The sequence below is a fragment of the Neorhizobium lilium genome (genome assembly GCF_004053875.1).
In the GTDB taxonomy this organism is placed as follows: Bacteria; Pseudomonadota; Alphaproteobacteria; order Rhizobiales; family Rhizobiaceae; genus Neorhizobium; species Neorhizobium lilii.
The window spans coordinates 68,333-81,535 of sequence record NZ_SBIP01000005.1; the positions used below are offsets into that span (position 1 = coordinate 68,333).

At 60.8% G+C, this 13,203-nt stretch carries 15 protein-coding genes; 6 read left to right on the forward strand and 9 right to left on the reverse strand.

Annotated features, from left to right (window positions below; genetic code table 11):
• Positions 1 to 18: 18 nt before the first annotated feature.
• The 6 genes from hutC to EPK99_RS21260 form a co-directional block, all read right to left on the reverse strand.
• Positions 19 to 756: a histidine utilization transcriptional repressor HutC gene (gene hutC / locus EPK99_RS21235; protein ID WP_128445101.1), complete on the reverse strand. Its 738-nt coding sequence runs from the start codon at positions 754 to 756 to the stop codon at positions 19 to 21.
• Between the two features lie 19 nt (positions 757 to 775).
• Positions 776 to 1,567 carry an amino acid ABC transporter ATP-binding protein gene (locus tag EPK99_RS21240; protein WP_128445102.1) on the reverse strand — a complete coding sequence of 264 codons (792 nt, stop codon included), beginning with the start codon at positions 1,565 to 1,567 and terminating at the stop codon, positions 776 to 778.
• On the reverse strand, positions 1,564 to 2,232 hold the full coding sequence (locus EPK99_RS21245; protein ID WP_128445103.1) for an amino acid ABC transporter permease: 669 nt from the start codon (positions 2,230 to 2,232) through the stop codon (positions 1,564 to 1,566). The genes EPK99_RS21240 and EPK99_RS21245 overlap by 4 nt, the downstream gene beginning before the upstream one ends.
• A complete protein-coding gene (locus EPK99_RS21250; RefSeq protein ID WP_128445104.1) occupies positions 2,229 to 2,870 on the reverse strand; it encodes an amino acid ABC transporter permease in 642 nt (213 codons plus the stop codon). The genes EPK99_RS21245 and EPK99_RS21250 overlap by 4 nt, the downstream gene beginning before the upstream one ends.
• A 99-nt stretch (positions 2,871 to 2,969) precedes the next feature.
• A complete protein-coding gene (locus tag EPK99_RS21255; RefSeq protein ID WP_128445105.1) occupies positions 2,970 to 3,800 on the reverse strand; it encodes a transporter substrate-binding domain-containing protein in 831 nt (276 codons plus the stop codon).
• A 184-nt stretch (positions 3,801 to 3,984) separates the two neighbouring features.
• Positions 3,985 to 4,698 (reverse strand): GntR family transcriptional regulator, encoded by a 714-nt coding sequence (locus tag EPK99_RS21260; protein ID WP_128445106.1) that lies wholly within the window; start codon positions 4,696 to 4,698, stop codon positions 3,985 to 3,987.
• 236 nt (positions 4,699 to 4,934) lie between these two features.
• Between EPK99_RS21260 and EPK99_RS21265 the strand changes: the two genes are divergently transcribed.
• The 6 genes from EPK99_RS21265 (at position 4,935) to EPK99_RS21295 (ending at position 10,890) form a co-directional block, all read left to right on the forward strand.
• Complete coding sequence (locus EPK99_RS21265; RefSeq protein ID WP_128445107.1) at positions 4,935 to 6,026, forward strand: ABC transporter ATP-binding protein; 1,092 nt, start codon at positions 4,935 to 4,937, stop codon at positions 6,024 to 6,026.
• A gap of 40 nt (positions 6,027 to 6,066) precedes the next feature.
• Positions 6,067 to 7,356 carry an ABC transporter substrate-binding protein gene (locus EPK99_RS21270; RefSeq protein WP_128445108.1) on the forward strand — a complete coding sequence of 430 codons (1,290 nt, stop codon included), beginning with the start codon at positions 6,067 to 6,069 and terminating at the stop codon, positions 7,354 to 7,356.
• A 215-nt stretch (positions 7,357 to 7,571) separates the two neighbouring features.
• Positions 7,572 to 8,483 (forward strand): ABC transporter permease, encoded by a 912-nt coding sequence (locus EPK99_RS21280; protein ID WP_128445109.1) that lies wholly within the window; start codon positions 7,572 to 7,574, stop codon positions 8,481 to 8,483.
• A 4-nt stretch (positions 8,484 to 8,487) separates the two neighbouring features.
• Entirely contained in the window at positions 8,488 to 9,306 is an 819-nt protein-coding gene (locus tag EPK99_RS21285; protein WP_128445110.1) for an ABC transporter permease, read from the forward strand.
• 4 nt (positions 9,307 to 9,310) lie between these two features.
• On the forward strand, positions 9,311 to 10,057 hold the full coding sequence (locus EPK99_RS21290) for an aspartate/glutamate racemase family protein (RefSeq protein ID WP_128445111.1): 747 nt from the start codon (positions 9,311 to 9,313) through the stop codon (positions 10,055 to 10,057).
• Entirely contained in the window at positions 10,054 to 10,890 is an 837-nt protein-coding gene (locus EPK99_RS21295) for a GNAT family N-acetyltransferase (RefSeq protein ID WP_128445112.1), read from the forward strand. The genes EPK99_RS21290 and EPK99_RS21295 overlap by 4 nt, the downstream gene beginning before the upstream one ends.
• A 6-nt stretch (positions 10,891 to 10,896) precedes the next feature.
• On the opposite strand, the gene rhaM is transcribed toward EPK99_RS21295, so the two are convergent.
• The 3 genes from rhaM to EPK99_RS21310 are packed head-to-tail and all read right to left on the reverse strand — an operon-like array spanning position 10,897 to position 13,201.
• Positions 10,897 to 11,217 carry an L-rhamnose mutarotase gene (rhaM, locus tag EPK99_RS21300; RefSeq protein WP_128445113.1) on the reverse strand — a complete coding sequence of 107 codons (321 nt, stop codon included), beginning with the start codon at positions 11,215 to 11,217 and terminating at the stop codon, positions 10,897 to 10,899.
• Entirely contained in the window at positions 11,217 to 12,215 is a 999-nt protein-coding gene (locus tag EPK99_RS21305; RefSeq protein ID WP_128445114.1) for an ABC transporter permease, read from the reverse strand. Before EPK99_RS21305 ends, rhaM begins: the two co-directional genes overlap by 1 nt.
• Complete coding sequence (locus EPK99_RS21310) at positions 12,212 to 13,201, reverse strand: ABC transporter permease (RefSeq protein ID WP_128445115.1); 990 nt, start codon at positions 13,199 to 13,201, stop codon at positions 12,212 to 12,214. Before EPK99_RS21310 ends, EPK99_RS21305 begins: the two co-directional genes overlap by 4 nt.
• Positions 13,202 to 13,203: the final 2 nt, after the last annotated feature.

Consider the following 13,203-nt stretch of genomic DNA (forward strand, 5'->3'; position numbering starts at 1 on the left):
TAATCCGGTTCTCGTTGATTATGCCTGCATTGGGGTGAAGCGTGCCATCAGCGCATGGCTTTCACCCGGATAGGTCAGCCGCACATGGGTGACGGATTGATCGAGGCGCCAGGTCTGGCGTTCCACGACCAGGACCGGCGTTCCGGCGCCAAGCTGAAGGTGCTGCGCGGCGACCTCGTTGGCGCCAAGCGCTGCGATACGGTGTTCGGCCGCGCTCCATGGGACATGGCCAAGCAGCCAGGGGCCGGGGGGCAGGTCGTGAAACTCTTCCGCTTCCGCCTCGGGCACGACGGCGAGGTTGATCAGCCGTTCCTCAAGGCAGAAAGGCATTTCACCGGCAAAATGCAGGCAGGTGACGGAGACGATCTTCTGCCTTTGCGACAGGTCCAGCCTCTCGCGTTCTGCCTTGTCCGCAGGTCGCAGGCTGCGCTGGAGAATGTCGTGGGAGTAGGGGCGGTCCAGCGCCTTCACTTCCTCGCGAATGTCATAGATCTCAAGGATGGCGCTTTGCGCCTTCTGCGGCAGGACGACGCTGCCCGTCTTGCGGCGGCGCTGAACAAGCCCGGCGCGGGCAAGCTGGGTCAGCACCTTGTTGACCGTCATCCGCGAGCAGCCGTATTGCTCGGCCAGAAGCTGCTCGGATGGCACCTTGTGCCCCGGCGGCCAACGGCCGCTCAGGATGTTCTGCTCGACATCGCCCAGGATGCGCTGGTGCAGCGACAGAACCGGCGCGGTATCGGCAGTGGTATCGGCCATGGTTACTCCCGCTGCGCCGTTACACGAGCATGCTCGCGCCACGGTCGAGATAGGTGTCCAGGAACTGGTCGAGGCGGGGATGGCGCGGCTTGGCGAAAATCTCAGACGGCGGTCCAGAAAACATGAGGCGACCGTGATCCAGGAAGCTGATCTGCTGGCCGACGGTTGCGGCAAAACCGATCTCATGCGTTACCACGACCATGGTCATGCCCTCGGAGGCAAGATCGCGCATGACATTGAGAACCTCTCCGGTCAGTTCCGGATCGAGCGCCGAGGTCGGCTCGTCGAACAGCATGATCTTTGGCTCCAGCGCCAGGGCGCGGGCAATCGCGACGCGTTGTTGCTGGCCGCCGGACAGCTGGGACGGATAGTGATTGGCCCGGTTTTCCAAGCCCACTTTACGCAACTGCGCCATGGCGCGCGCCTCTGCTTCGGCCCTGGGCAGCTTGTGCACCGTCTTCAGCGCTTCGCTGACATTGCCCAGCGCCGTCATATGGGGCCAGAGGTTGAACTGCTGGAAAACCATGCCCGTCTGGGCCCGCACAGCACGGATCTGCGCCGAGGGCAAACGTTCGCGCTTGCCATTGGCATTCTCGAAGAAACCCAGCGCCTCGCCGTTGATGGTGATCATGCCGCTGGTGGATTCCTCCAGGAAGGCGAGGCAGCGCAGAAGCGTGCTCTTGCCGGAACCGGAAGGCCCAATCAGGCAAGACACCTTGCCCTCTGGGATTTCGAGGTTGATGTCCTGCAACACGGTGGTGTCGCCGAAGCGCTTGACCAGGTTCTTGATGACGATGGCGGGTAAGCTCATGCGTTTGCAAACCTCAGGCGGGAAAGACGGTGTTCCGCAAGCCGTCCAAGCCGGCCGGTGAGTTCGACGATCACCCAGTAGATGACCGCCAGGAGGAAAATGGCTTCCAGAAAGGCGTATTGCTGCGAGCCGATAGCGCTGACTGTCGCCGTTAGTTCCGGAACCGTGATGATGGAGAGCACGGCCGATTCCTTGAGAAGGATCACCGCGAGATTGACGGAGGGCGGCAGCACGATCAGCGCCATTTCCGGGATCTGGATGCGGCGGATCGCCTGCAGACGCGTGAGACCGAGGCATTGGGCTGCTTCGACATGCCCCGGAGGCACGGCGGCATAGCCGGCCCTGAAGATTTCACTGTAGTAGGCCGCGGAATATATCGTCAGGCCGATCAGACCGCAGGGGATCGGATCCAGCATGAGGCCGATGAAGGGACCACCGTAATAAAGGAGGAAGACCTGGATCAGGAAGGGTGTGCCCCGGAGGACCTCGACTATCGTGCCCAGGCCGAGGTTGATCATCCTTCCGCCGAAACGTCTGACCGTCGCGACCACGAAGCCGACGGCGACGCCGCCCGCTATGCCGACCAGCCAGAGGATGAGCGTCACCATCAGTCCACTGCCGATCTCTGGCAGCTTTTCCATGATGATTGCAGGATTGAAGATCATGCCGAGGCTCCCCCCAGCGAACGTTCGGCAAAACGCCCAATCAGGACGACGAACGAATTGATGACCAGATAGATAAGGGCAGCGCTGGCGAAGATCGGGATAGGCAGATAGGTGGAGGAGGCGAGATCTTGCGCCATTTTGGTGATTTCGATGATGCCGACGACCGAGACCAGCGACGAGGATTTCAGGATCATGATAGCCTCGTTGATCAGCGCCGGGAAGGTGAGGCGGAGCGCGATCGGCACGCGGATACGGAAGAAGGTCTGTTGCGGATTGAGTCCGGTCACCTCCGCCGCTTCGATCAGACCGGGCGGCACGCTTTCGAAGCCGCCGCGCAGATTTTCGGCCTGATAGGCTGCGGTGCAGAGCGAGAGACCAACGATCGCCGCGACGATGCTCGGCACGTTGATGCCGATCACCGGCAGGAGCGTGTAGATGAGCAGCAGTTGCACAAGCAGCGGAACGCCGCGGAAGAAGCTGATGAACAGACGGGCGGAAAACACATAGGCGGGCTTGTGCGACAGAATGGCAGCCGACAGCACGATCGCGATCACGAAGCCGATCGCAATCGAGATCAGGCTGATGCCCAGGGTCGAAACGGCCGCCTGCAGAAGCAGTGTAAACAGCTTTAACGTCATGGTGCTCGGGTCACATCACCGCCGGCTCTTTGCCGGCTAAAGACTAAACTGACAAAGGGATGCGCCAGGCGGCACATCCCTTCCTTCCAGCAGGCTTGATCAGAAAGCGGGATCGGTGACCGCGTCCGGCGTGTCGAACTTGGTGCCGAACCACTTTTCCTGCATCTTGGCCAGACGGCCGTCCTTCTTCATCTTGATCGTTTCTTCATTGACCAAATCGACCAAGCTCTTGCTGTCATCGTCCTTCTTGCCGATGAAGCCGAAATAGGTCTTCTTGCCGAAGGCTGGCGTAACCACCTCGAAGGCGCCCTTGCGCTGCTGAGCAACGAAAGCGATGTTCGGCAGCGAGTTGGCGACGGCTACGACGCGGCCCGCAGCCAGATCGGCATAGGCATCGTTGAAGGAGACGTATTCGCGCACTTCAACCTTCTTCGGAAGCGTGGCCGAATATTCCTGCAGCTGTGCAAGCTGGGCGGTGGCCTTGCCGACGCCGACGGCCTTGCCGGCAATGTCTTCCGGCTTGGTGATCGTCTTGTCGCCGGCCTTCTTGAGAATGGCGACGGTCGCTTCGGCAACTGGCGAGGTCATCCTGTAGCGCTCGAGGCGCGCCTTGGTAATGGTCGCAGGCCCGGCGACGAAATCGAACTTGCCGGCTTCGAGGCCCGGAAGGACGCCGTCCCAAGGAAGTGCTACCCACTCGATCTTGACGCCGAGGTCCTTGCCGAGTTCGGCGAAGAAGTCGACGTTGAGGCCGGCATGTTCGCCGGCATCGATGAAGTCGAAAGGAGCGAAAGCCGTTTCGGTGCCGACCTTCATCACGCCTGCCGCCTTGATGCGAGCAAGCGCATCATCCGCCGCGTGAGCCGAGAGGGCGGTGCCGATGAAAAGAGCTGCACTGACTGCCGCTTTTAGGAAATGTCTCTTGAGCATTGTTGATTTCTCCGCATGATCCGGTTTGGTCCGCCTGCCGGCTGTTCCCGTTGCTTGCGTGGTCGTTGGTCGCCACGCAATTGACTATACAAATAGACAGAGCTTTCGGGAGAGAGTCAACGCAGTTTTGCGCTGCAACCAAGGAGGTGGATTTTTGAAACATCAGTCTCATGAAGCGACAAAGTCAAGGCAGCGACAGAGCGTCTTTCAATCCTGAGCCTTGCTTGAGCTGCAGATCCAGATCCGCTTCGATGTGATCGATGTGGTGGATCATCAGCGCCGCGGCGCGCTCGCCGTCCTTGTTTTCCAGCGCGTCTAGAATGGCCGAATGTTCCGAATGCCCGCAGCTGGAGATGCCGGAGCGACCATAGAGGGCGATGACGAGCGAGGACCGGGCGACAAGCTCCTCCATGAACTTCTGCAGGATCGCATTGCCTGAGACCGAGGCAAGCATAAGGTGGAAATCGCCCGATGCCTTAATTTCCGCGCGTCGCGCCGCAGGGCCGCGCTCGCTCATATGGCGAGCTTCCTCGTCGAGCTGGCGGCGAAAACCTTCGATCTCAGCGGGCGTCATGCGGTCCAGCGCTTCGGCTACTACGCCTGGCTCGATCAACCGGCGCGACGCGAAAACCTGCCGTGCCTCGTCCGGTGAAGGATGGGATACGAAAGCTCCGCGATTGCGCTCTGTCTTTACCAATCCCTCGAATGCCAGCATTTGCAACGCCGCCCGCGCCACTGTCCGGCTGACGTCGAACAAGGCGCCGACCTCCGCTTCGGAAAGCTTTGTGCCGGGCGCCAGCCGGCGGTCGATGATCGCATTGCGGATCGCCTCCCGGATTGCACCCGACCGGTCCTCAGGCGCCGCTTCCGGTAGAATGATTTTCTCGCTGATGTTCATGATGTCACCCTGTGGACTTCTTGTAGCCCGGCGCGGACCCAGCTGCCAAGCCAGATGTTTTCGATCCCCATGTCAGATTGCATACGATTTAGACGTGGGTAGAACGCGATCGCATGAATTTTGCGCATCCAGCCAGTTGCCCGCTCAAGAGTGGAGCTGTTTCACTATATGCGCCAACGGCTTAAGCAGAGTGGCACGGCGAATGCTTCCACATTAGAGACGCAAGGGGGCGCCGCATGAGCAAAGCTGCCGAAATCGATATTGTTTCAGTTTCCAAAGTGTATGGCGCAACGACCGCCGTGCATGCCATCAGCCTGAAGATCCCGGCCGGCACCTATTGCTGTCTTCTCGGGCCGTCCGGCTGCGGCAAGACATCGACGCTGCGAATGATCGCCGGGCACGAGTCGATCTCGTCGGGTGATGTGCGTCTCGGCAATGTGGTCGTCACGGATTTCCCTCCGGCCAAGCGCGGAACGGCGATGATGTTCCAATCCTATGCGCTGTTTCCGCATCTCGACCTCGTGGACAATGTCGCTTTCAGCCTCAAAATGAAGGGCGTGGAGAAGGACGAGCGGCGCGCCAAGGCCATGGACATGCTGAGGCTGATGCAGCTCGAAGCTTATGCGACGCGGCGTCCGGCACAGCTGTCCGGTGGCCAGCAGCAGCGCGTGGCGCTTGCCCGGGCGCTGATCACGGATCCGGACGCCCTGCTGCTCGACGAGCCGCTATCGGCGCTCGATCCTTTCCTCAAGGTGCGCATGCGGGCAGAACTGAAGAAGCTTCAGACGTCGCTCGGAATCACCTTCGTACACGTCACCCATAGCCAGGAAGAGGCCATGGCGCTGGCCGACCTGATCGTGGTGATGAACGACGGGCGGATCGAGCAGGCGGCGCATCCGCGCATCGTTTTCGAGCAACCCGCAACGGCCTTCGTCGCGCGCTTCATGGGAGACCATAACGTCATCTCCGGCCGGGTCACCCAGAGCAGCGAGGGAAAGCTGATGATCTCCGTGCCGGCCGGCGCAGACTTCCTGGCGATGGACAAGGGCGCGGCCGGCCTTGCCGAAACGGCCGACATTGCCGTGCGCACCGACCATGTCCGCATCGGTCAACCTTCGGAGAAGGGGTTGGGCTTCACCGGCTCGGTCACCAATGTGGAATATCGCGGATCGTCGGTGAAGCTCAGCGTCATCGGCGCCGGGATCGAGGACTTCACCGCTATCCTGACCGACAAGCAGTTTTTCGTCACTCCGGTGAAAGTCGGAGAAGCGATCCCCCTTTGCTGGGATATCGAGGATGCCGTCGTCCTCGGACGTCTCAAGCACTGAAATCACACATCAAAAAAAATCCAATAGAGGAGAACAGGCAATGACCGACAACCAGAAGACCAAGAAGGGCGTATCCCGCCGCACGTTCCTGAAGACCGCATCCACCGCGGCTGGCCTTGCCGCAGGTTCCGGCGTGATCACTGGGTTTCCAACCATCTGGGCGCAGACGCCGATCACGCTTCGGCAGTTCGGCACCGGCGTTTCCAACATCAACGCCGTTGCCGAGCAGTGCAAGAAGGACCTCGGCATCACGCTGGAGATGACGGCGACCGATTCAGATGCCGCCGCCCAGCGCGCCGTGACCCAGCCCAATTCCTACGACATCGCCGATATCGAATACTGGATCCTCAAGAAGGTCTATCCGGCCGGCGTTATCCAGCCGATGGATGTGAAGAAGCTCAAGCATTACGATCAGGTCGTGCCGCTGTTCAAGACGGGCAAGCTGAAGCCCGATAGCGTCATCGCCCAGGGCACCGCGCCGCACACGGTCGGCTTTGTCGAAAAGCCCGGCACGAAGACCTTCGCCAAGGGCGAGACCCAGTGGTTCACCATGATGCCGACCATCTACAATGCCGATACGCTTGGCATCCGGCCGGATCTCGTCGGGCGCGACATCACGTCCTGGGCCGATATCATGGACCCGAAGTTCAAGGGCAAGACCTCCATCCTCAACATCCCGTCGATCGGCATCATGGATGCGGCGATGATCATGGAGGCCATGGGCCAGATCAAGTATGCCGACAAGGGCAACATGACCAAGGCGGAGATCGACAAGACGATCGACTTCCTTATCAAGGCCAAGCAGGCCGGCCAGTTCCGCGCCTTCTGGAAGTCCTTCGATGAAAGCGTGAACCTCATGGCATCGGGCGAAGTGATCATCCAGTCCATGTGGTCGCCGGCCGTGGCAGCCGTTCGCTCCAAGGGCGTGGCCTGCAAATACCAGCCGCTGAAGGAAGGCTATCGCGCCTGGGGCGGCGGTCTCGGCCTCGCGTCCCACCTCAAGGGCGCGCAGCTCGATGCGGCCTATGAGTACATCAACTGGTACACCTCCGGCTGGGTCGGCGCCTATCTCAATCGTCAGGGCTACTACTCGGCGTGCATGGACACAGCCAAGAACTTCATGACGGCGGACGAGTGGGGTTACTGGATTGAAGGCAAGGCGGCGCAGGGCGATGTCCTGTCGCCCGAAGGCAAGGTCATGGAAAAGGCCGGTGCGGTGCGCGATGGCGGTGCTTTCGAGGACCGCATGGGCAAGGTCGCCTGCTGGAACTCGGTGATGGACGAGGACCGCTACATGGTTCGCCGCTGGAACGAGTTCATCGCAGCGTAATAGGTGGGACTTTTCCTCGCTCAGGCTAGGGGAAGGCGGAGGTACTGAATTACCCCCTCATTCCTGTGCTCGTCACAGGAATCCAGCCAGCCCAAGTCCTTGGGCTGGTAAGACTCTTTCGCGTCGCAGACGCGACGCTGCTGGATCCCTGTGACGAGCACAGGGATGAGGGTGGAGAGGATGCAACCCTTCCGCCAGATCAGATGGAGATGTGAATGGCGACCATCGTAGAAACGGAAACAGAGCAGCCCGAACGCGTCCGTAGCAATGGCTTCCGACTTTCGCCGGCTGCGATCTCCTATCTGCAGGCGACGCCGCTGACGCTGATCCTCGGCGGCTTCCTGCTCGTGCCGATCCTGATGATCCTTGTCGTCAGCTTCTGGGACTATGACTTCGCCCAGATGTATCCCGATTTTCTGACCATGAACTACACGGAGACCCTTGGCTCCTGGGTGACATGGAAGATCTATTTCAACACGCTGAAGTTTGCGCTCCTGGTCTGGCTGCTCACCTTGGCCATCGGCTTCTGGGTCGCCTATTTCCTTGCCTTCCACATCCGCACGACCGCAATGCAGATGGTGCTGTTTCTCATCTGCACGGTGCCGTTCCTGACCTCCAACATTATCCGCATGATTTCCTGGATTCCGGTGCTGGGGCGAAACGGGCTGGTCAACTCCATGCTCATCAATACGCATGTCGTATCGGAGCCTGTCGAGTGGCTGCTCTATTCTGATTTCGCCGTAGTTCTCGCCATGGTGCATCTCTACACGCTGTTCATGGTGACGCCGATCTTCAACACACTGATGCGCATCGACAAGAGCCTAGTGGAAGCGGCCCGCGATGCCGGCGCATCAAGCTGGCAGACGCTCACCAATGTGATCATCCCACTTGCCAAACCTGGCATGGCGATCGGCACGATTTTCGTGGTGACGCTGGTGATGGCGGACTTCTCGACCGTTCAGGTGATGTCCGGCGGGCAGAGCGCCTCTGTTGCGTTGATGATGAAGAACCAGATGTCACTGCTGCAATACCCGGCGGCAGCGGCCAATGCGATGGTTCTGCTCGTTCTCGTCCTTCTGATGGTCGCGGGCATTCTGCGCATCGTCGATATCCGAAAGGAGCTTTGAGCCGATGTTTTCCGACAAGCGGTCCCGCGAATTCTATATCCTGGCGATATTCTTCGCCGTCTTCGTCCTGTTCCTGTATGGGCCGCTGTCGGCGATCCTGATCCTTTCTTTCCAGGGACCGAATGGCGGGCTGACCTTCCCGCTCAACGGGGTGTCTCTGCACTGGTTCGCCAACCTATTCGAGACCCAGGCAGTGGGCGATTTCGGCGGCTCGTTCCGGCGCTCGGCCGTGCTCGGCCTGATGGTGATGGTCGTCACTGTCGTTGCTTCACTGCTTGCCGGCCTTGCCTTCCGCCGTCGCTTCATCGGCTCCACGGCGCTGTTCTATCTGGCGGTCGCGAGCCTGGTCGTCCCCTCGATCATCGTCTCGCTCGGCATCGGCGTGCTTTTCCAGCAGATCGGCTTGCAGCCGGCCTGGTATAGTTCGGCCTTCGGTGCGCACCTTACCTGGACGCTACCATTCGGCGTGCTGATCATGTTTGCGGTCTTCAACCGCTTCTCTCCCGCTTACGAGGAAGCCGCGCGCGATCTCGGTGCGTCGTCGTGGCAGACGTTTCGCCATGTCGTGCTGCCGATGATCGCGCCGAGCCTCATCGGTGTCGGCCTGTTCGGCTTCACGCTGTCCTATGACGAATTCGCCCGCACGCTGATGACCTCCGGCACCTACAATACCTTGCCGCTCGAAATCTATGGCATGACCACCAATGTCACGACGCCGGTGCTTTATGCGCTGGGCACGGTGACCACGGTGTTTTCCTTCCTGGTCATCGCAGGCACACTCGCCCTGATCGTTCGGCTCAACCGCCGCCGCCTGCAGGCTTGAACCCATGCGCATTCTCGTCGTCAATCCCAATACGACCGCCAGCATGACCTCGACCATTGCCGATGCTGCGTGCCGCGTCGCCGGTCATCAGACCGAGATCATCCCCGTTACGTCTTCCATGGGGCCGGTGTCGATCGAAGGCTATTATGACGAAGCCTTCGCCGTTCCTGGTCTGCTTGTCGAAATTGCCAAGGGCGAGAAAGCAGGTGCGGATGCCGCCATCATCGCCTGTTTCGACGATACGGGGCTGGATGCGGCACGGGCGCTGGCCGACATCCCCGTGATCGGCATTTGCGAGGCGGCAGTGTCCGCCGCTGCCTTCATTGCCCAGCGCTTCACGATCGTCACCACGATGGAGCGGTCACGGCTGCCGCTGGAACATCTCGTTCACCGCTACGGCATGGGAGCCCGATGCAAAGTGCGTGCTGCGGATATTCCGGTTCTGTCGCTGGAAGATCCTGCCTCGAATGCGCGCGAACGTCTCCGCCGGGAGATCGAGAAGGCGCTGAGGCAAGACCGTGCGGAGGCGATCGTGCTCGGCTGCGCCGGCATGGCAGATCTAACTGCGGAATTGCGGGCGGAATTCGGCGTGCCCGTGGTGGACGGCGTCGCGGCTGCCGTGAAGCAGGCCGAGGGGCTTTTTGCCATGGGGCTTTCCACCGCCAAGAACGGCGCCTACGCATCGCCCGTTACCAAACCCTATCGAGGGCTGCTGGAGGGCTTTGCCCCGGAAAATCTGGCGCGCGCATGAGTGGCGATGACCTAATCCGTGCGTTGACGCTGCCGGAGGTGGAAATGCTGCTAGACTGGGCCCGTGTTGAAGGCTGGAACCCGGGGCTTCAGGATGCAAGCGCGTTTCATGCCGCCGATCCGGAAGGCTTTATCGGCTGTTTTGTCGATGGCGGTATGGCGGCAGGGATATCCGCCGTCCGCTACGATGCCGGCTTCGGGTTCATCGGACTCTACATCGCGCATCCGAACTTGCGCGGCAAGGGCTATGGCCGGAGGGTATGGGAAGCGGGCATGCAGCATCTGGCAGGCCGGACGATCGGTCTGGATGGCGTGCCGGAGCAGCAGGCCAATTATCGCAGCATGGGTTTCGAACCTGCCTACGCGACGCATCGCTGGAGCGGGTTTCTCGACGGCTTCGATCCGGTCGATGTGACAGACCTTCCCATGGACAGGCATTCTGAGGTCGTTACTTATGACGCTGCAATGTTTCCGGCAGAGCGGGACGCGTTTCTCAAACAATGGTTATCGCCGCCGCGCATCGGCAAGCTGCTTGTGCGAGACGGTAGGATCGAAGGGTACGCCGTTTGCCGGCAATGTCATGACGGCTGGAAGATCGGACCGCTGTTTGCCGATTGTGCAACCGATGCCGAACGCCTGCTTCAGGCCTGTGCGTCGCACGCGAAGGACGGGCCGCTGCAGATCGATGTGCCGGAGACACAGCGGGATTTTGCAACCTGCCTGCAGGAGCTCGGCTTTTCGCGGGGCTTCACGACGGCCCGGATGTATCGCGGGCCTCAGCCCGCAGTGCGCATGGACAAGGTCTTCGGCATCACGACGTTGGAACTTGGGTAATCGAGGTCAGGGCAGGTGGAAGAGCGTGACGAGGTCGCTCTGGACGGGCGAGTCGTCAGGGTTGGTTTCCATGATGTCGGCCATATGCACCCACCACTTCTTTATGACGGGATGCTCCGGCAGGCTGGCCATGCCGTGGTCGGTCGGTCGCGTGAGGATGCCGAAGAGGATGTTGGTTTCGGGATCGAGGTAAATCGAATAGTCGCTGACGCCGGCCTCGCGCAGGAGGTCGACCAGCTCCGGCCATATCTCGTCATGTCGCATGCGGTATTCAGCTTCCATGCCCGGATGGAGCTTCATCCTGAAGGCGTGCTTTTCGGTCGTCATCAACGCATCTCCCTGATACGGCGGCCAATGATCGGCACAGCGATGGTGATGATCAGCAGCAGGCCGACGAAGATGGACATGACGATGCCCGGCACGTTGAGAAGGCCAAGGCCGAATGTGACGAGACCCATGACGAAAGCCGCAATCACCACGCCGCCGATCGTGCCGGCCCCGCCGAGGATGGAGATGCCGCCGAGTACGACCATGGTGACCACTTCCAGCTCCCAGCCTTGCGCGATCGAAGGCCTCGTGGAGCCGAGGCGCGAGGTGAGGCAGACGGCCGCGACGCCGGACATAAGGCCGGTCAGCAGGAACAGGATGAACTTCACCCGCTCGACCGGAATACCGGAAAAGCGTGCCGCAAACTCGTTATTGCCGATCACGAAGATCTGGCGGCCGAAATTGGTGGCATGGAGAAGGATGGCAAAGACGATGGCAAGCGCTGCGAACAGCACGAACTCGAAGGAGAAGGCCCAGACGACATAGCCCTGGCCGAAGAAGGCGAAGCTTTCCGGGTACTTGCCATAAGCCTGGTCTCCAAGCACGATGTAGGAAATGCCGCGAAACAGGCTCATCGTGCCGATCGTCACGACGATCGAGGGAAGCTTCAGTCCGGAGACGAGCAGGCCATTCACCGCGCCGCAGGCAAGCCCGACGCCAAGGCCGATCGCCACCAGCCCCGCCGTGCCAATGCCCATCTGCGCTGCGCCTCCCATGGCGGTCGAGGCAAGCGCAATGATGGCCGCGACCGAGAGGTCGATTTCTCCAGCGATCACCAGCAGCGCCATGGCAAAGGCGATCATTGCCTTTTCGGTGAAGTTGAAGGTCGCGTCCGACAGGTTCCAGACGTCGAGGAAATAGGGAGAAGCCAGTGCATTGAAGACGAAGATCGCGACCGCGACCGCGAACAGCAGGACTTCCCAGCTTGCCAGAATGCGGGAGGCCTTGGTTCCCAGCCGGTCGGGAATGACGCGCTTGGTATTTGTAACGTCGCTCATGCCTGCACCTCTACAGCTGCGCGGTTCCGCAGGATGATGCGCCCGACCCTGCGCTCGGCGCGGGCGTTGAAGACGACGGCCAGAATGATGACGATGCCGGAAATGGCCATCTGGGCGAAAGGCGAAATCCCGATCACCGGCAGCGCGTTCTTGATGACACCAAGGAAGAGCGCGCCGAGAACCGCACCGGCGACCGAGCCGATGCCGCCTGCGATCGAAATGCCGCCGATCACGCAGGCGGCAACGGTATCGAGCTCGAAGCCGATGGCCACATCCACATAGGCGACGGCATAGCGGGACACCCAGAGGTAGCCGCAAAGCCCGGCAAGTGCCCCGGAGAGCACGAAGGCGAAGAAGAGGGTGCGCCCGACATCGATACCTGCATAGACGGCTGCCGTCGGATTGCCGCCGGAAGCATAGGTCGCGCGACCAAAGGGCAGGCGGTTCATCACGAACCAGCCGCCGATGACGATGGCGACGGCGATCCAGGACAGCATCGGCAGTCCGAGCAGCGGCATGCGCGGAATGTTGAGGAAGGTCGGCGTCATCTGGTGAGCATTGACCCAGGCACCGCCGGACAGCACGAAGGCCATGCCGCGGTAAATGGTAAGCGTTCCGAGCGTCACGACGATCGATGGGATCTGCAGTGCCCAGACGAGGTAGCCGTTGATTGCGCCGAGGAAGGCGCCGATGCCGATCGCCATCACCACGAGGAGCACAAGCGGCAGGCCGGGATAGGCAGCGTCGGTCATGGCGACGGCCATGCCCGTGAAGGCCAAGTTGGCGGCAACCGAAAGATCGATCGACTTCGTCAGGATGACCGTCATCTGGCCGAGCGCCAGGATGATCAGGATCGAGGTGTCGTTGAAGATGTTGGCGAGGTTGCCAGGCGCGGCGAACCCTTGAGCCCGGGTGGCAAAGCCGGCAATCATGATGGCGATGATTACGACCAGCAGGATTTCACGATGCTTGAACAATTTCTTCATGG

What these genes read in the sequence shown, in the direction of transcription:
- hutC (WP_128445101.1), bottom strand. Translation starts at nt 756, where the DNA reads ATGGCCGATACCACTGCCGATACCGCGCCGGTTCTGTCGCTGCACCAG.
- EPK99_RS21240 (WP_128445102.1), bottom strand. Translation starts at nt 1,567, where the DNA reads ATGAGCTTACCCGCCATCGTCATCAAGAACCTGGTCAAGCGCTTCGGC.
- EPK99_RS21245 (WP_128445103.1), bottom strand. Translation starts at nt 2,232, where the DNA reads ATGATCTTCAATCCTGCAATCATCATGGAAAAGCTGCCAGAGATCGGC.
- EPK99_RS21250 (WP_128445104.1), bottom strand. Translation starts at nt 2,870, where the DNA reads ATGACGTTAAAGCTGTTTACACTGCTTCTGCAGGCGGCCGTTTCGACC.
- EPK99_RS21255 (WP_128445105.1), bottom strand. Translation starts at nt 3,800, where the DNA reads ATGCTCAAGAGACATTTCCTAAAAGCGGCAGTCAGTGCAGCTCTTTTC.
- EPK99_RS21260 (WP_128445106.1), bottom strand. Translation starts at nt 4,698, where the DNA reads ATGAACATCAGCGAGAAAATCATTCTACCGGAAGCGGCGCCTGAGGAC.
- EPK99_RS21265 (WP_128445107.1), top strand. Translation starts at nt 4,935, where the DNA reads ATGAGCAAAGCTGCCGAAATCGATATTGTTTCAGTTTCCAAAGTGTAT.
- EPK99_RS21270 (WP_128445108.1), top strand. Translation starts at nt 6,067, where the DNA reads ATGACCGACAACCAGAAGACCAAGAAGGGCGTATCCCGCCGCACGTTC.
- EPK99_RS21280 (WP_128445109.1), top strand. Translation starts at nt 7,572, where the DNA reads ATGGCGACCATCGTAGAAACGGAAACAGAGCAGCCCGAACGCGTCCGT.
- EPK99_RS21285 (WP_128445110.1), top strand. Translation starts at nt 8,488, where the DNA reads ATGTTTTCCGACAAGCGGTCCCGCGAATTCTATATCCTGGCGATATTC.
- EPK99_RS21290 (WP_128445111.1), top strand. Translation starts at nt 9,311, where the DNA reads ATGCGCATTCTCGTCGTCAATCCCAATACGACCGCCAGCATGACCTCG.
- EPK99_RS21295 (WP_128445112.1), top strand. Translation starts at nt 10,054, where the DNA reads ATGAGTGGCGATGACCTAATCCGTGCGTTGACGCTGCCGGAGGTGGAA.
- rhaM (WP_128445113.1), bottom strand. Translation starts at nt 11,217, where the DNA reads ATGACGACCGAAAAGCACGCCTTCAGGATGAAGCTCCATCCGGGCATG.
- EPK99_RS21305 (WP_128445114.1), bottom strand. Translation starts at nt 12,215, where the DNA reads ATGAGCGACGTTACAAATACCAAGCGCGTCATTCCCGACCGGCTGGGA.
- EPK99_RS21310 (WP_128445115.1), bottom strand. Translation starts at nt 13,201, where the DNA reads ATGAAGAAATTGTTCAAGCATCGTGAAATCCTGCTGGTCGTAATCATC.